The sequence below is a fragment of the Methyloversatilis sp. XJ19-13 genome (genome assembly GCF_024580155.1).
Taxonomy (GTDB): Bacteria; Pseudomonadota; Gammaproteobacteria; order Burkholderiales; family Rhodocyclaceae; genus Methyloversatilis.
Map to the genome: position 1 here is coordinate 228,585 of NZ_JANINH010000002.1, position 16,191 is coordinate 244,775.

13 protein-coding genes are annotated in these 16,191 nt (G+C 63.2%); 9 read left to right on the top strand and 4 right to left on the bottom strand.

The window, feature by feature from the left end; translation table 11 throughout:
- Positions 1-64 precede the first annotated feature (64 nt).
- Entirely contained in the window at positions 65-3,727 is a 3,663-nt protein-coding gene (locus NMQ14_RS03605; protein ID WP_257093560.1) for a DUF748 domain-containing protein, read from the top strand.
- A gap of 43 nt (positions 3,728-3,770) precedes the next feature.
- Here the strand turns inward: NMQ14_RS03605 and NMQ14_RS19695 are convergent, their stop codons facing one another.
- The 4 genes from NMQ14_RS19695 to NMQ14_RS03630 form a co-directional block, all read right to left on the bottom strand.
- On the bottom strand, positions 3,771-5,108 hold the full coding sequence (locus tag NMQ14_RS19695) for a PAS domain-containing protein (protein WP_306441055.1): 1,338 nt from the start codon (positions 5,106-5,108) through the stop codon (positions 3,771-3,773).
- A gap of 221 nt (positions 5,109-5,329) precedes the next feature.
- Positions 5,330-6,325 (bottom strand): cytochrome d ubiquinol oxidase subunit II, encoded by a 996-nt coding sequence (locus tag NMQ14_RS03620; protein ID WP_257093562.1) that lies wholly within the window; start codon positions 6,323-6,325, stop codon positions 5,330-5,332.
- A complete protein-coding gene (locus NMQ14_RS03625) occupies positions 6,322-7,707 on the bottom strand; it encodes a cytochrome ubiquinol oxidase subunit I (protein WP_257093564.1) in 1,386 nt (461 codons plus the stop codon). The genes NMQ14_RS03620 and NMQ14_RS03625 overlap by 4 nt, the downstream gene beginning before the upstream one ends.
- A 4-nt stretch (positions 7,708-7,711) precedes the next feature.
- Positions 7,712-8,257, bottom strand: a complete 546-nt coding sequence (locus tag NMQ14_RS03630) for a GbsR/MarR family transcriptional regulator (protein ID WP_069037376.1) — start codon at positions 8,255-8,257, stop codon at positions 7,712-7,714.
- 209 nt (positions 8,258-8,466) lie between these two features.
- Between NMQ14_RS03630 and ndk the strand changes: the two genes are divergently transcribed.
- From ndk to bamB, 8 genes are read left to right on the top strand one after another with little or no spacing between them, the layout of a single operon-like run.
- Positions 8,467-8,892, top strand: a complete 426-nt coding sequence (gene ndk, locus NMQ14_RS03635) for a nucleoside-diphosphate kinase (protein ID WP_069037375.1) — start codon at positions 8,467-8,469, stop codon at positions 8,890-8,892.
- A 10-nt stretch (positions 8,893-8,902) separates the two neighbouring features.
- Entirely contained in the window at positions 8,903-10,012 is a 1,110-nt protein-coding gene (rlmN, locus tag NMQ14_RS03640) for a 23S rRNA (adenine(2503)-C(2))-methyltransferase RlmN (RefSeq protein WP_257078458.1), read from the top strand.
- Positions 10,009-10,869 carry a type IV pilus biogenesis/stability protein PilW gene (gene pilW / locus NMQ14_RS03645; protein WP_257093566.1) on the top strand — a complete coding sequence of 287 codons (861 nt, stop codon included), beginning with the start codon at positions 10,009-10,011 and terminating at the stop codon, positions 10,867-10,869. The genes rlmN and pilW overlap by 4 nt, the downstream gene beginning before the upstream one ends.
- Entirely contained in the window at positions 10,869-11,753 is an 885-nt protein-coding gene (locus NMQ14_RS03650; protein ID WP_257093569.1) for a RodZ domain-containing protein, read from the top strand. Before pilW ends, NMQ14_RS03650 begins: the two co-directional genes overlap by 1 nt.
- A complete protein-coding gene (ispG, locus tag NMQ14_RS03655) occupies positions 11,753-13,009 on the top strand; it encodes a flavodoxin-dependent (E)-4-hydroxy-3-methylbut-2-enyl-diphosphate synthase (protein WP_257093571.1) in 1,257 nt (418 codons plus the stop codon). Before NMQ14_RS03650 ends, ispG begins: the two co-directional genes overlap by 1 nt.
- A 10-nt stretch (positions 13,010-13,019) precedes the next feature.
- Positions 13,020-14,321 carry a histidine--tRNA ligase gene (gene hisS, locus NMQ14_RS03660; RefSeq protein WP_257093574.1) on the top strand — a complete coding sequence of 434 codons (1,302 nt, stop codon included), beginning with the start codon at positions 13,020-13,022 and terminating at the stop codon, positions 14,319-14,321.
- A 42-nt stretch (positions 14,322-14,363) separates the two neighbouring features.
- Positions 14,364-15,038, top strand: a complete 675-nt coding sequence (locus NMQ14_RS03665) for a tetratricopeptide repeat protein (RefSeq protein ID WP_257093576.1) — start codon at positions 14,364-14,366, stop codon at positions 15,036-15,038.
- The gene (gene bamB / locus NMQ14_RS03670; RefSeq protein WP_257093577.1) at positions 15,035-16,186 is read left to right on the top strand and encodes an outer membrane protein assembly factor BamB; all 1,152 of its coding nucleotides are present in this window, start codon (positions 15,035-15,037) and stop codon (positions 16,184-16,186) included. Before NMQ14_RS03665 ends, bamB begins: the two co-directional genes overlap by 4 nt.
- Positions 16,187-16,191: the final 5 nt, after the last annotated feature.

Sequence of the window (16,191 nt, forward strand, 5' to 3'; positions counted from 1 at the left end):
CCCGGGGCGCCGACGGTGCCGGGCGGTGATACGCTCCGTTTTCCCCGTGCCCGATGGATGCAGCATGCCTGTCCACATTCTTGATTCCCGCCCACGCCTTCGCAAGACTCTGATCGGTTTGATCATTTTTCTGGTCCTGTTCGGCCTGTTCGGATTCCTTGCAGCGCCGCACATCGTGCGGTCACTGGCGGAAAAGCATGGCTCGGAATTTCTCGGCCGGCAGGTCACCCTGCAAGAGGTTTCGATCAATCCCTATACGCTCGAACTGTCGCTGGCCGGCTTGCGCATCCTGGAGTCGAACGAGGAAACCGAGGCGCTGAGCCTTGCCCGGCTGGCGGTAGATGTCGAGTGGTCTTCGCTGTTCCGTGGTGCGCCGATCGTTCGCTCGGTGGAGATCGATCAGCCGCACATTCGTCTGGCACGCATCGATGCGTCGACCTACAACTTCAGCGACGTGCTGAACAAGATTCTCGATCAGCCCTCGACCGATGACGAGCCAGCGCGCTTCTCGATCAACAACATCGTGCTGCGCGGCGGTCACATCGACATCGATGACCAGCCTCTGGGGCGTCAGCACACGATCAGCAACATCGAAATCGGTTTGCCCTTCGTATCCAATCTGCCGTCGGACGTGGCACTTCATGTCGAGCCGTCGATTTCCGCGCGGGTCAATGACGCCGCGTTTGCGCTGCAAGGCAAAGTACGACCCTTCACCGACGAGCGCGAAGCGACGCTCAAGCTGGAACTGAAGGCACTCAATCTGGCGCGAAGCGACGAATACTCGCCGGTACCGCTGGACTTCCGCATCGCCAGCGGCACGCTCGATACCGACATCGAGATCGGTTTCCGGCAGCCGCTGGATGGCGAGCCGCGCATCACGCTGCGTGGAACGCTGGGGCTGCATGATCTGAAACTTGACGACAAGGCCGGTTCCGCGCTGATCAAGCTGCCGGCGCTCGACGTCGTATTGAACGAGATTGAACCGCTGATCGGCAAGGTCGACATCGCCAGCGTTCGCATCGACCAGCCGGATATCGATGTCGCGCGTGCAAAGGACGGTCGCCTCAACCTGTTGTCGCTCGTGCCATCGGGCGGGACGGCGCCGACCGATATTGCCCCGGCCACCACCGCGGCCACTGCGCAGCCTGCAGCCGCCACGAAGCCGGACATCAGGATCACGCTACTCGAAGTGGTGCAGGCCCGCATCGGCGTCGTCGATGCGGTGCCGTTACGCCCGTTCGCCTTCGTCGTTGAACCGATCGACGTCGTGCTCCGCGACTTTTCGCTGCAGGGCGAAGCGCCGGCTACGCTGGTGGTGGACGCAAAGGGCGATGGCGGCCTGCAGATCAAGGTGGATGCCCGTGTGACGGCCGCGACAATGACTGCCGACGGGGAGCTGTCCGTCGCCAGCCTGGATGTCCCGCGCTTTGCCGGCTATCTGCCGACATCGCTCGACTTCATGATCGAGCAGGCGCAGGCGCGGTTCGGCGCGAAGTTGAAGATCGCGCTGGTCGAGGGCGTGCCGCAGGGTGAAGTGACGGTGACTGAAGCGGGGGTCGGCGGGCTCAAGCTGGTGCGCAAGGGCGCCAGGCAGCCTTTCGTTCAGGCTGACGATATCGTGCTGTCCGGCGCGACAGTGGATCTGGCGGCCCGCACGGTGAAGGCGGACGCGTTCGATATCGTGCATCCGAAATTGCGCGCGGTGCGTGAAGCCGATGGCAACATCGATCTCGCAGGACTTGTCACGGCGGCGCCGCCGCCCCTGGCTGCGGCATCGACAGCGGGCGACCCTCAGCCGAACGGTGCGCCGTGGACCGCCTTGCTTGGCGCTTTCCGCCTGAAGGAGGGTGCGGTCCGGTTCGAAGACCGCACGCTGGCCAAGCCTGGTGTGGTCGAACTGGACAAGATCGCGCTGACGGTGGACAACATCGGCACGGACAAGACCCTAAAGTCACGTATCGACCTGGCGTTCCGCGATGCGGCGGGCGGCCTGTTCGGTGCGCGCGGCGGCTTTTCGCTGCAGCCGGTGTCAGCCAGCCTCAAACTGGACGCGCGCCGTCTTGACCTGCTGGCCGGGCAACCCTGGATGGCCGAGCGGCTCAACGCCGAACTTCTGCGCGGCAATGTCAGCTTGCGCGGTGATCTGGGCGTGCAGGTCGCACCAGCGGGGACCTGGGCCCTGTCGTGGAACGGCGAGACGACGGTGGCCGATGTACATCTGACCGACAAGATCCATGCCTCCGACCTGCTGAAGTGGCGCACGCTTTTCATCGGTGCGGTGGCATTGAAGCTCGACAGCAGCAAACCCGATCTGCTGTCGTCGCTGTCGGTCGGAGAGGTTGCGCTGTCCGATTACTTCGCTCGCATCATTCTTTCAAAAGAGGGCCGGCTCAATCTGCAGGATATCGTGAAGCAGCCGGCCAGCGCCGCCACGTCCGTTGCACCGCCGGCCGCTCCGGTCGTTGCCGCGCCTCCTCCGGCGCCCAAGCCACCTCTCTCACAGGGTGCGGCGCTGGCGAAGATGATCGATGCGGCGCGGCCGCCGGTTGACGTGAAGACGATCGTACTGCAGGGCGGACAGGTCGATTTCAGCGACTTCTTCATCAAGCCGAACTACCGCGCGCAACTTTCGAAGCTCGGCGGACGGGTATCCGGCCTCAGTTCGAAGTCGGGTACCGCAGGTGAAGTCGAACTGCGCGGCGTGGTCGAAGGTTCGGCGCCGATCGACATCACGGGCCGCATCAATCCGCTGGCCGGACCGCTGTTCCTCGACATCAAGGCGAATGCGCGCGGCATCGAGCTGGCGCCGCTGTCCCCGTACTCGGGCAAGTACGTGGGCTACGGCATCGAGAAGGGCAAGCTGAGCGTCAGCATCGCCTACAAGATCGAGAATGACCAGCTCACGGCACAGAACAATGTGGTGCTCGACCAGCTCACCTTTGGCGCGCCGGTCGACAGTCCGGACGCGATCAAGGCACCGATCCTTCTTGCCGTGTCGCTGCTGAAGGACCGCAACGGCGTCATCGACATCAATCTGCCGATCAGCGGGTCGCTGTCCGATCCACAGTTCTCGATCGGTGGTCTGGTGGTGAAGGTGATCGTGAACCTGATCGTCAAGGCCGTCACATCGCCATTTGCGCTGCTCGGGTCGCTGTTCGGCTCGGAGGCCGACCTCGACCACGTCGCGTTCGAACCCGGACGGGCTTCGCTTGGCGACACCGCGCGCGGCAAGCTCGACACACTCGGCAAGGCGCTGGCCGACCGGCCGGCGCTGAAGATCGAAGTCACCGGCCGTACCGACCGCGCGACCGACGTCGAGGGGTATCGCCGCGCTCTGCTCGACAACAAGGTGAAGGCGGTCAAGGCGGCGAAAACCAAGGTGCCGGTCGACGAGGTGGTGGTTGATCCGGCGGAGTACCCGGATCTGCTGGAGAGGGTATACAAGGCGGCGTCGTTTCCGAAGCCGCGCAATATTGTCGGGCTGACGAAAAGCCTGCCGGTCGGCGAGATGGAAACACTCCTGCTCACCAATACCGAAGTGAGCGATGAAGATCTTCGCCTGCTCGGTCTGGCGCGTGCGCAGGCGGTGAAGGACTATCTTGCACAGCAGGCGAAGATCGATGACGCACGGCTGTTTGTCATTGCGCCAAACACGATGGCGAAAACCGGCGAGAAAGCAAGTGATGCCAGGACATCACCGGCTCGCGCCGATTTTTCGATCAAGTAGCCGCTACGCCCGGGGGGCGGATCGATCTGCCTGAGCGCCTGTTTCAGCGGCTGGCTTCCTCCGACGGAATGATGTGGGCAATCTGTTCGGTCGCTTCGCGCGTGCGTTCGGACAGTGTGCGCACCTCGTCGGCCACCACCGAAAAACCGCGACCGGCATCACCGGCGCGCGCTGCCTCGATCGCGGCATTGAGTGCCAGACGGTTCGTCTGGCTGGCAATGTCGCGGATCGTGGTGACGATTTCGTGAATCTTCTGCACGTTATCCTTCAGCTGCTGGCGCTGGTTCAGTTCCAGTTCCTGCAGATGGCGTTCGTTCAGTTCGCTATCGATGCTGGTCAGCGCCCCGACGGCACGCAGCGGCGTGCCGTCGGCGGCGCGCCGGGTACGGCCGCGGGCGCGGAACCAGCGGTACTGGTTGTCCTTGCAGCGCAGCCGGTAGTCGATGCAGTAGGGCGTGCGGCCGCTGCGGTCCATCAGATGGTCGATGAAGGCCTTGAACACAGCCTGCTTCTCGTCCGGATGCAGACGCGAAGCCCAACTGTCGAGTACGTTCGGAAACTCCTCTTCGGTCTCGAATCCGACCAGCTGGCGGAACTGGTCCGACCACCAGAAGGTGTTCGACGGATTGACCGGGTCGCCGGCGACGACGTCGAGGTCCCAGATGCCGTCGTTGAGCATTTCGCTGGCCAGCGTGAAGCGGGTCAACGTGATGTCAAGCATGGCTTCGTCTTCCCGGCGCTGCGTGATGTCGGTCATCGAACCGGCAATGCGCAGGGACTGGCCGGACGCATCTAAGGCTGTCACGACGCGGCCACGCATCCACCGGTAGCTGCCATCCTTGGCTGCGATCCGGTACTGCATATCGGGCCAGCTGCCATCACGACGGTTACACCAGGCGTGGCTCAGTGCCTCCAGAGTGGCTTTGCGATCATCCGGGTGCAGACGGCTCGACCAGCTCTCGAGCCGGTTCGGAAAGTCGGCTTCGCTGTCGAAGCCCAGCATGTGACGCACGGTGTCGGACCACCAGACAGGCGCTTTCGTATCCAGCGTGCGGCTGTCGCCGGGCGTGGCTTCCCACAAACCCGCATCGGACACCGATGCCATCATTTCGCTGCGCGTACGCGCCTGATCACCCGCCTCACGGGCTTCATTCAGCTCAGCCTTCGTGGCCGCGAGATCGCCTTCCAGCTGCCGAACCTGCTCTTCCGCGTCGTGCAATCCCTTTCTCAGGCCATTCAGCGCATTCGCCAGCGAACCCAGCAACGCGCGCTGTCGTGCGCCGCCACCGGCCGGAGGTGCGTAGCCGTCACCACGCGATGCGTTGTCTGCAATCTTCTGGATTTCCTGATGCAAGTTCGACCCGAAAAGGCTGTTCAGCATTTTTTTATTCCCCCTTTATGCGTCCGCTTGTGGCGAACCTGTAGCAAGGCGATCGGCACGCCCTGTGGATTCGTGGTTAGCGGACGCTACGGCCGGATACTTGAAGCATTTCTTCACGCTGCAGGGACGATGATTGCGCGAAGAAATTCCGGAATTTGGGGCGCGACATGCTGCGCTGCGGCTGAGGGGCGGAGGCCATGCGGCGTCTGCCCCTCAGCCGGTCAGCCGTAGCGCAGTTCGGTGGCCTTGCCCCAGAACACGCGATGGGCGAAGAAGGTGTAACCCAGTATGGCCGGCACCGTGAAGGCGCAGCCGGCAAGGATGAGGTTGAGGGCTGCTGTTGAACTGGCAGCCTGCCAGATCGTGATGCGGTCCATCACGACATACGGATAGAGGCTGTAGGCCAGGCCCAGCCCCCCCATGAGGAACACGCCGATCGTCAGGATGAACGGCAGCCAGCACAGCGTACCCAATGCGCGCGCGCCCGACAGCGTCCACCACAGCGCCACGAAGCAGGCGAAGGTGGCGAACGGTATGGGCAGCAGACCGATGAGTTGCGGCAGGCTGAACCAGCGTTCGGCCACCGTGCTGCTGACCCAGGGCGTGGCCAGCGAGATCAGGCCCATGCCGATGATCACCGGTATCAGGGCAGTCCGGCCCCACTGTGCAGCGCGACGCTGCAGTTCGCCGTCCGTCTTCAGTACCAGCCAGCTGGCGCCCATCAACACGTAGGCGCAGGGCAGGGCGATGGCGATGGCCAGCGCGAACAGGTCATAGACGGCGCCTTCGGCGAAGCCGGTGATGAATCGTCCGAGCATCCAGCCCTGCGCCACCGACGTGACGGTCGAGCCAATGAAGAAGCCGCGGTTCCACAGCGGCTTGTGGGTGTCCTGCGCCTTGACCCGGAAATCAAAGGCGACGCCGCGCAGGATCAGCCCGATCAGCATCAGCGCGATCGGAAGATAAAGCGCAGTCATCACGACGCCGTGTGCCTTCGGGAAGGCGATCAGCAGAATGCCGACGCCGAGCACCAGCCAGGTTTCGTTGGCGTCCCAGAACGGTCCGATGGACGCGATCATCATGTCCTTCTGACTGTCGTCGGCGCGATGCAGCAGCATGCCGACACCCAGGTCGAAACCGTCCAGTACCACATAGAGGAACATCGACAGGCCCATCAGGCCCATGAAGATGACCGGTAGAAACTCGGCCCAGGTCATGCGTCACCTGCCTTGCGCGCCAGTTGCGCGCCACCGAGCACGGCCGCGCCGCCGGTGGGCGCCGGGTCGTAGGTGTCGGAAGGCTTTTCAGCCATGTAGCGCAGCACGCCGATGTAGCAGGTGATCAGCGCGGCGTACGTGATCAGATAGCCGGCCAGCGTGAGCGCGATGTAGGGCGCAGGCGTCGACGACGCGACGTCCGCGGTCTTGATCAGGCCCTGCACGATCCACGGCTGACGGCCGATTTCGGTCACATACCAACCTGCGACGGTGGCCACCCAGCCGGAAAACGTCATGCCGGCAATCGACGCAATCAGCCAGCGCGGCGCCCGCTCGGGCTGCCAGCCGTGGCGGCGCAGTATCCAGCAGCCGACCCAGCTGACCAGCAACATCAGCGTGCCGACGGCGACCATGATGCGAAAACCGAAAAACAGCGGTTTGACCGGCGGATGATTCTCGAACTCGTTCAGTCCTTTCAATTCGCCGTCCCATTCGTGGGTCAGGATGAAAGAAGCCATCTTCGGAATGCCGATCGCGAGGTCGTTGCGCCGTTCCGCCTCGTTCGGCAGTGCGAACAGCAGCAACGGGGCGCCCTTTTCGGTCTCCCACACCCCCTCGATCGCAGCGATCTTCTGCGGCTGGTGCTGCAGGGTGTTGAGGCCATGCATGTCACCCACGACAATCTGCACCGGAATAAGCAGGGCGGCCAGCGTCAGTGCGGCACGCAGCGCCACCGCACTGGACGGATTCGCCTTGCGCCGCAGCACCTGCCAGGCCGAAACGCCCGCCACCAGGAAGGACATGGTCAGGAAGGACGCCAGCAGCATGTGCGCGAATCGCCACGGGAAGGAAGGATTGAAGATGATTTCCAGCCAGCTGGTCACGTGGAATTCGCCATTGATGATTTCGTAGCCGACCGGCGTCTGCATCCAGGAGTTGAGCACCAGGATCCAGAAAGCACTCATCGTGGTGCCGAAGGCGACCAGGAAGGTGGCCAGCATATGTATGCGTTCGCTGACACGGCCATGACCGAACAGCATGACACCGAGGAAGGTCGCCTCGAGGAAGAAGGCGGTCAGCACTTCGAAGCCCAGCAGCGGACCGGCGATGTTCCCGACCCTTTCCATGAAACCCGGCCAGTTGGTACCGAACTGGAAACTCATCGTGATACCGCTGACCACGCCCAACGCGAAGGTGAGTGCGAAAACCTTGGTCCAGAAGCGGTAAGCCGTCAGCCAGGGGCGCTGGTTTGTCTTCAGCCAGCGCCAGCGCATGAACAGCAGCATCCAGCCGAGCGCGATCGTGATGGTCGGAAACAGGATGTGGAAGGTGATATTGGCCGCAAACTGGATGCGCGCCAGCAGGACGGGATCGAGATCCATCAGGTCACTCCTTGCTGCCGGATTTGAGCTGGCCGGTCAGTTCCAGCAATTTCTGAACCTTGGAACCCATACGCATCAGTTTTGCGAGGGTCTGGGCATCAAGCCGCTGCACATCGTCGAACCACGTGCTCATCAGGTCGATCAGATCGTGCATGCTGCGCATGCGTTCCTGTGCAATGCGGTCGGCTTCGCTGCCAGGTTCTTCGAGCAGCGCGCTGCGCAGCATGGACAGGGTAGGTTCCATCTCGCGCCGGCGGCGTTCTTCGGCCAGCGTCCGGAATACTTCCCACGCATCGGTCGGTGCCTCGAAAAATTCCCGCCGGTCTCCCGCGACATGCTTCATCTTCACCAGCCGCCAGGACTGCAGTTCCTTCAGCCCCATGCTCACATTCGAGCGCGAACAGGCGAGCGTGTCCGCAATCTCGTCGGCGCACAGCGCAGTCGGCGACACGAAGATCAGCGCGTAGATCTGGCCGACCGTGCGATTGATGCCCCAGCGGCTGCCCATCTCGCCGAAGTGGCCGACAAAGCTCTGTACGAGGGGTGTCATGAACGCGTGGATTGCAAGGGCTGTTTGCGGTTTCATTAATGTACATCAAATTTCAGTAATTACTGAAACTTCGATAACTTCCTGAAGAGGTCGCCATCGGACAGCCGGCGGCCGATCCTCAACGCCAAGAGCGAAGACTTGTAGCCCCGGTCTTGCTACACTCTATGGTTGTCCTTCTACGTCCCGCAGCACTTTTCCGGAGATTCACCATGGCAGCAGAACGCACCCTTTCGATCATCAAGCCCGATGCCGTCGCCAAGAACGTCATCGGCAAGATCTACCAGCGCTTCGAAGACGCCGGACTCAAGATCGCCGCATCGCGCATGACCCAGCTGTCGCGCGCCGAGGCCGAAGGTTTCTACGCCGTGCACCGCGAGCGTCCGTTCTTCAAGGATCTGGTCGATTTCATGATTTCCGGCCCCGTGATGATCCAGGTACTGGAAGGCGAAGGCGCCATCCTCAAGAATCGCGACCTGATGGGTGCCACTGACCCGAAGAAGGCCGCGCCGGGCACCATCCGCGCCGATTTCGCCGATTCGATCGATGCCAACGCCGTGCATGGCTCGGACGCGCCGGAAACCGCCGCCGTCGAAATCGCCTACTTCTTCCCCGCGCTGAACGTCTACTCGCGCTGAGAGCCGCCGCGTGACCCGCACCAACCTGCTGCAGTTCGACGCCGAGGGGTTCGCAGACTTTTTCGCCGGTCTTGGCGAAAAGCCCTTCCGCGCGCGGCAGGTCATGCGCTGGATTCACCGCAACGGCGAGGGGGAGTTCGCTCAGATGAGCGATGTCGCCAAGTCGTTGCGCGCGAAACTCGAGCAGATCGCCTGCGTGGAGGCACCGGTGCCGGTGCGCGACAGCACCAGCACCGATGGCACGCGCAAGTGGCTGATCGATGTCGGCGCCGGCAATGCCATCGAAACCGTCTTCATTCCCGAAGAGCGTCGCGGCACGCTGTGCATTTCGACCCAGGCGGGCTGTGCGCTCGATTGTGCGTTCTGCTCGACCGGCAAGCAGGGCTTCAATCGCAATCTCGAGGTGTCGGAAATCATCGGTCAGCTGTGGTTGGCCAATCGTGCGCTGGGCGCCGTGCGTGGTGGCGAGAATGACGGCGAACGTGTGATCTCGAACGTCGTGATGATGGGGATGGGCGAGCCGCTGGCCAATTTCGATGCCACGGTGAAGGCGCTGCGCCTGATGCTGGACGACAACGCCTACGGCTTGTCGCGTCGTCGGGTGACGGTGTCGACCTCCGGCATCGTGCCGGCCATGGACCGCCTCGGCGAAGCCTGCCCGGTCGCACTGGCCGTATCGCTGCATGCGCCGAATGATGCGCTGCGCGATGAGCTTGTGCCGATAAACAGGAAGTATCCACTGCGCGAGCTGCTGGCCGCTTGTGTGCGCTACCTCGATCACGCGCCGCGCGATTTCATCACCTTCGAATACGTGATGCTGGACGGCGTGAACGACAGCGACGCCCATGCGCGCGAATTGGTCGCGATTGCGCGTCAGGTGCCGTGCAAGTACAACCTGATTCCGTTCAACCCGTTTCCTGCGGCGCCGTTCGGGCGGTCGTCGAAAGAGCGCATCCGTGCGTTTTCAGACATCCTGATGGCGGAAGGCATCGTCACGACGACCCGCAAGACGCGCGGCGACGATGTCGATGCCGCTTGCGGGCAACTTGCCGGCCAGGTGCTCGACCGCACCCGACGTACGCAGAAAACCATTCCGCTCGTGGAGGTTCCAGCACGGTGACCAGATTTTCAGCAGGTGTTGCGACCATCCTGTCGCTCGCCGTCCTGCTCGCCGGATGCGCAGGCAGCCAGGGCGGGAATTCAACCGGCTCCACGACGGGCAATCCGAATACGACCACCACCGTGCAAAGTCGTACCGGTGCGCAGTCGTCGGAGTACAAGCCTATCGAACCCATCGTAACGGGGGCGGCCCGCACGCGGGCAAAATCGCATACCGAGCTGGGCATGGCCTACCTCGAGGCCGGAAATGTTGCGATCGCGCTTGAAGAAGGGCGCACCGCACTGCGCGACGATTCGTCCTACGGTCCGGCCTACAACCTGATGGGGCTGGCGCACATGTACCTTGGCGAGAAGCAGCAGGCGCGCGACAACTTCGAGCGTGCGCTGCGGCTTGCGTCGAGCGATCCGGACATCAACAACAACTACGGCTGGTTCCTGTGTCAGAACGGCGACACCGCGCGTGCGATGCAGCTGTTCAACGAGGCGATCAGGAACCCGCTGTATGCCTCCCCGACCCGTCCTTATACGAACGCCGGGCTGTGCGCATTGCAGGGGAACGACCTGCAGACCGCCGAAGTCAATTTCCTGCTGGCGATCAACGCCGATCCGGGCAATACGCAGGCGATCTACAACCTGGCGGCACTGCTGTATCGCAAGGGCAGCTATCTCGAGGCGCGCAAGCAATTGAGCAATTTCCACGCGCAGCGCGATTCGGTGGCGGAAAGTCTCTGGCTTGCCGTGCGCATCGAACGCAAACTGGGCGACAAGGTGTCGGAGGCCGGCTTCGCCAGCCAGTTGCGCCGCCGCTTTGCGGGCACGCCTGAACACCAGCAACTGATGCAGGGGAACTACGACTGATGTCTGAGCAGGACGAGGTGGACGATCTGCCGCGCGACGCGCTCACAGGTTCGGTCGGCACGCGATTGAGGCAGGCGCGCGAAGCGCGCGGCATGTCCATCGACAGTGTCGGACGTGCGATCAAGCTGGCACCGCGTCAGGTTGAAGCCATCGAAGCGGACGATTTCGACAGCCTGATGAGCCCGACCTATGTTCGAGGTTTCATACGCAACTACGCGGCGCTGATCGGTCTGGACGCGCAGACTTTGCTCGGCAGTCTCGACCAGCAGCATGTACGCGCCACGCCGCAGTTGATCGAACAGGCCAATGTCGGTGTCGCCATGCCGGTGCAGTCTGCCCGGCGCAAGTGGCTGTTGCCGCTGCTTGCGATGAGCGTTCCGGTGCTGGCGGGCCTCGCCCTCTATGTATGGTTCGAGTTCTGGCCAGCTGATGTGCCGGTCACCGGGCAGGCGGACATTTCCCGGATCGATCCGTCGCCACTCGACGGTCCCGCATCCCCGGACGCAACCGACAGTGTCCGCTTCGATCAGGTCGATGCGTCGGCCAGCGATGTGCTGCCGCCGCCGGCCGAATTGTCGAGTGATGCGGCCTCAGATGCGATCGCCACCACGACGCCACCGGAAGCCGTTGCCGCGGCGGCACCGGGGCAGCACCGACTTGAATTCACCTTCAGCACGGACTCGTGGGTGGAAATCCGGGATGCCAGTGACGCCATCCTGCTGTCGGACCTGAACCGGAGCGGCAGCACGCGGACGGTAAATGCCACCTTTCCGGTCTCCCTGGTCATCGGAAATGCGCGTTCCGTGACCCTGAAGGTCGATGGACAGCCGCATGACCTGGGGCCGTCGATCAAGGTTGATGTCGCGCGACTGAGGCTCGAGTAATGGGTGATCAAGCAATGAGTGCGCTGGTCCGTCGCGCGACACGTACAGTCAGGGTCGCAGGCGTCACGATTGGTTCGGCCGCGCCGGTGGTCGTGCAATCAATGACCAATACCGACACCGAAGACCACATTTCGACCGCCATCCAGGTGGCCCAGCTGGCGCGTGCCGGTTCGGAAATCGTGCGCATCACGGTGAACACGATGGAGGCCGCGGCCGCCGTGCCCAAGGTGCGCGAGCAGTTGCTGAAGATGAATGTGGATGTGCCGCTCGTGGGCGACTTCCACTTCAACGGTCACAAGCTGCTGCGAGAACATCCGGCCTGCGCCGAGGCACTGGACAAGCTGCGCATCAATCCGGGCAATGTGGGCAAGGGCAGCAAGCGCGACGAACAGTACGCAGCGCTGATCGAAATCGCCTGCCGTTACGACAAGCCGGTGCGCATCGGCGTGAACTGGGGCAGTCTTGACCAGACCTTGCTGGCGCGCGTGATGGACGAAAACGCCCGCCGGCCGCAGCCCAAGGACGCCATCGAAGTGATGCGCGAAGCCATGGTGACGTCGGCGCTTGAAAGTGCGACGCAAGCGGTCGAGTGGGGTCTTTCGCCGGATCGCATCATCCTGTCGTGCAAGGTCAGCGGCGTGCAGGACCTGATCGCCATCTACAGCGAACTCGCGAAGGGCTGCGATTACCCCCTGCATCTGGGCCTGACGGAAGCCGGTATGGGGTCCAAGGGCATCGTGGCGTCGACCGCGGCGATGGCCGTGCTGCTGCAACAGGGTATCGGTGACACCATCCGCGTGTCGCTGACGCCCGAACCCAACGGTGACCGCACGAAGGAAGTGATCGTGGCGCAGGAAATGCTGCAGACCATGGGTCTGCGTGCCTTCACGCCTATGGTCGCCGCCTGTCCGGGCTGCGGACGCACCACCTCAACCTTCTTCCAGGAACTGGCGTCCGACATCCAGAACCATGTGCGCGACCGGATGCCTGACTGGAAAACGCAGTACGACGGCGTCGAACGGATGACGCTGGCCGTGATGGGCTGCGTCGTGAATGGCCCGGGTGAAAGCAAGCATGCCAACATCGGCATTTCGCTGCCGGGCACCGGTGAGACGCCGGTGGCACCGGTATTCGAGGACGGCGAAAAGACCGTCACGCTGAAGGGCGACAACATCGCCGCCGAGTTCCGCGGCATCGTCGACGCCTACGTTGCCCGCACTTACACCCGGAAGATCGCCGGCACGACCGGCGCCTGAACAAAGAACAATGAGCAAACTGCAAGCCGTTCGCGGCATGAACGACATCCTGCCGGACGAGGCAGAACGCTGGGAAGCCTTCGAAACCATCGTGCGTGACTGGCTGCGCGCGTACGGATACCGCCCGATCCGCATGCCGCTGCTCGAGCACACGCCGTTGTTCAAGCGCGCGATCGGCGAAGTGACTGACATCGTCGAAAAGGAAATGTATTCCTTCGAAGATGCGCTCAATGGTGAAAACCTGACGCTGCGCCCGGAAGGCACCGCCTCCTGCGTGCGCGCCGTGACCGAGCACAATCTGCTGTATGACAGCCCACGCAAGCTCTGGTACATGGGCCCGATGTTCCGTCACGAGCGCCCGCAGAAAGGTCGCTACCGCCAGTTCCATCAAGTCGGCGTGGAAGCGCTCGGCTACGCCGGGCCCGATGTCGACGCCGAACTGATCATGATGTGCCAGCGCCTGTGGGACGACCTCGACCTGATGGGCATCCGGCTGGAAATCAACTCGCTCGGCTCGCCCGAGGAGCGCCTGCAGCATCGCGCCGAACTCATCGCCTATTTCGAAGCGCACCAGGAGCAACTGGACGAGGACGCGAAGCGCCGCCTGCACAGCAATCCGCTGCGCATCCTCGACACCAAGAACCCGGCCATGCAGGCGCTGGTCGAGGCGGCGCCGAAGCTGTCCGACTATCTGGGCAAGGAATCGCTGGCGCATTTCACCGCCATCCAGGACACGCTGCGCGCCGCCAATATCCCGTTCCGCATCAATCCGAGGCTGGTGCGCGGCCTGGATTACTACAACCTCACCGTATTCGAGTGGGTGACCGACCAGCTTGGCGCCCAGGGAACGGTGTGTGCTGGCGGCCGCTACGACGGACTGGTTTCGCAGCTCGGCGGCAAGCCTGCCCCGGCAGCCGGCTTTGCAATGGGCATCGAACGTCTGCTGTCGCTGTGGAATCCGGTACAGGCCGACGCGCTGATCGAACGTCCGGAAGCGTATGTCGTCCACTCGGGAGAAGGCGTCCAGGCGGAGGCATTCGCGCTGTCGGAGCAGCTGCGCGACGCGGGCTTCGCCACGCTGATGCATTGCGGCGGTGGCAGCTTCAAGTCGCAGATGAAGCGCGCCGACGCCTCCGGCGCTGCGGTCGCGCTGATACTGGGCGAAGACGAAGTCGCATCGGGCGATGTGACGTTCAAGCCCTTGCGCGGGGGAGACCAGATGCGCATCAGCCGTGACGACGTGGCCGAACACCTCGCCATGCTGCTGCTCGGTGGCGACGACACCGACGACGAAGAACCGTTGTTGCACTGAAAATCAATCTACAACCGGAATAACCGGACAGGAGTCCAGGACATGGCAGCACTCGATCTTGAAGAGCAGGAACAGCTTTCAACCATCAAGGCATGGTGGGCGGCTTGGGGCAATCTGATCACCTGGACGGTGATCGCGGTGTCAGCATCGCTGATCGGTTATCAGGCGTGGAACTGGTACAACCGTGACCAGGCGGTGAAGGCCAGCGTCGTGTTCGACGCGCTGCAGGACGCCGCCCTTGCCGGCGACCTGAAGAAAACCCGCGAAACCGCCGGACAGCTGACCGAACATTTCGGCGGCAGTACGTATGCGAGCCTCGGCGCGCTGCTGTCGGCCAAGCTGCATGTCGACAACGGCGACACCAAGACTGCGCGCGCGCAGCTGGAATGGGTGAAGGCGAACGCTCCGGAAGACATGCTGCGCGATCTGGGCCGCCTGCGGCTGGCGTATGTGCTGATCGAGGAACAGGCGTTTGACGAGGCGAACAAACAGCTCGACGGCAAGGTCGCCCCAGCGCTTGAAGCGCGCTTTCTCGAAGCGCGCGGTGATGTGCTGCTGATGCAGGACAAGCGGGACGAAGCGCGCACGGCCTATCAGTCCGCGCTGACGAAGATCGACGACAACGCCAAGGCAGGTGGCGCGCTGGCCAACGCTGCACCGCAGGGCTATCGCAACGTGGTCGAGATCAAGCTCGATGCGGTCGGTGGCGCCCGGTGACGCGACTGACCGTTCTGCTGGTGGCCAGCGCACTGCTGGCGGGGTGTGGCTCAACGCTCGACAGCCTGGACAGCCTCAATCCGTTCAGCGGCCCGCCCAGGCCCAAGATGCCGCTACTCGAGCCGCTTGAAGCCAGTGTTCCGATAACCGAACTATGGCGCTACGAAGTCGGTCAGTCCGGCAATTCGGTTTTCGAACCTGCGGTGATCGGCAGCCGCATCTTCGTCGCCGCGCGCGATGGAACGATCGCCCGTCTGGACGACGGCAGGCAGATCTGGAAGATCAACGCCGGCAAGCCCTTGTCGGGTGGCATCGGCGCCAATGAGCGGCAACTTGTCGTCGGCACTGAAAAGGGCGATGTGCTGGCGTTCGACCTCGACGGCAAGCCGCTGTGGGAAGGTCTCGTCAGTTCCGAAGTGCTGAGCGCGCCGCTGGTAACCGACGACATGGTGTTCGTGCGCAGCGCCGACAACCGCATCCAGGCATTCACGGCGATTGATGGCGCGCGCAAGTGGAATTACCAGCGACCGAATCCGTCGCTGACGCTGCGCACCCACGCCGGGCTGATCAGCACCCCGTCCTTGCTGATTGCAGGGTTCCCGGGCGGCAAGCTCGTCGCCATCAACCGCAGCACCGGCGTAGCGGTGTGGGAATCCAACGTGGCGCTGTCGCGTGGCGCGACGGAGCTCGAACGCATCGCCGACGTATCCAGCCTGCCGGTCATCGTCGGTCGGGACGTGTGCGCCTCGGCCTTTCAGGGGCGAGTGGCGTGCTTCGAACTGAGTACCGGAAAATCGATCTGGACACGCGATATATCGAGTGCCGCCGGCATCGATATCGACGCCCAGAATCTCTACGTCAGTGACGACAATGGTGCCATTCATGCGCTGGATCGCGCGACCGGCGCCAGCGTCTGGAAGCAGGACAAGCTCAAGCGCCGCTATCCAGGGCGGCCACTGGCGCTCGATGGCGCTGTAGCGGTCGCCGATGGCGAGGGACTGCTGCATCTGCTGAGCACCGAGAACGGCGCCTTCCTCGCCCGGGTCAAGGGTGACGGCAGCACGGTCAATGCGTCGCTGCGTCCTTATGGCACAGCTTTCGTGGCGCAGAGCCGCGCCGGCATCGTGCGGGCCCTGGCGGCCCGCTGAGGATA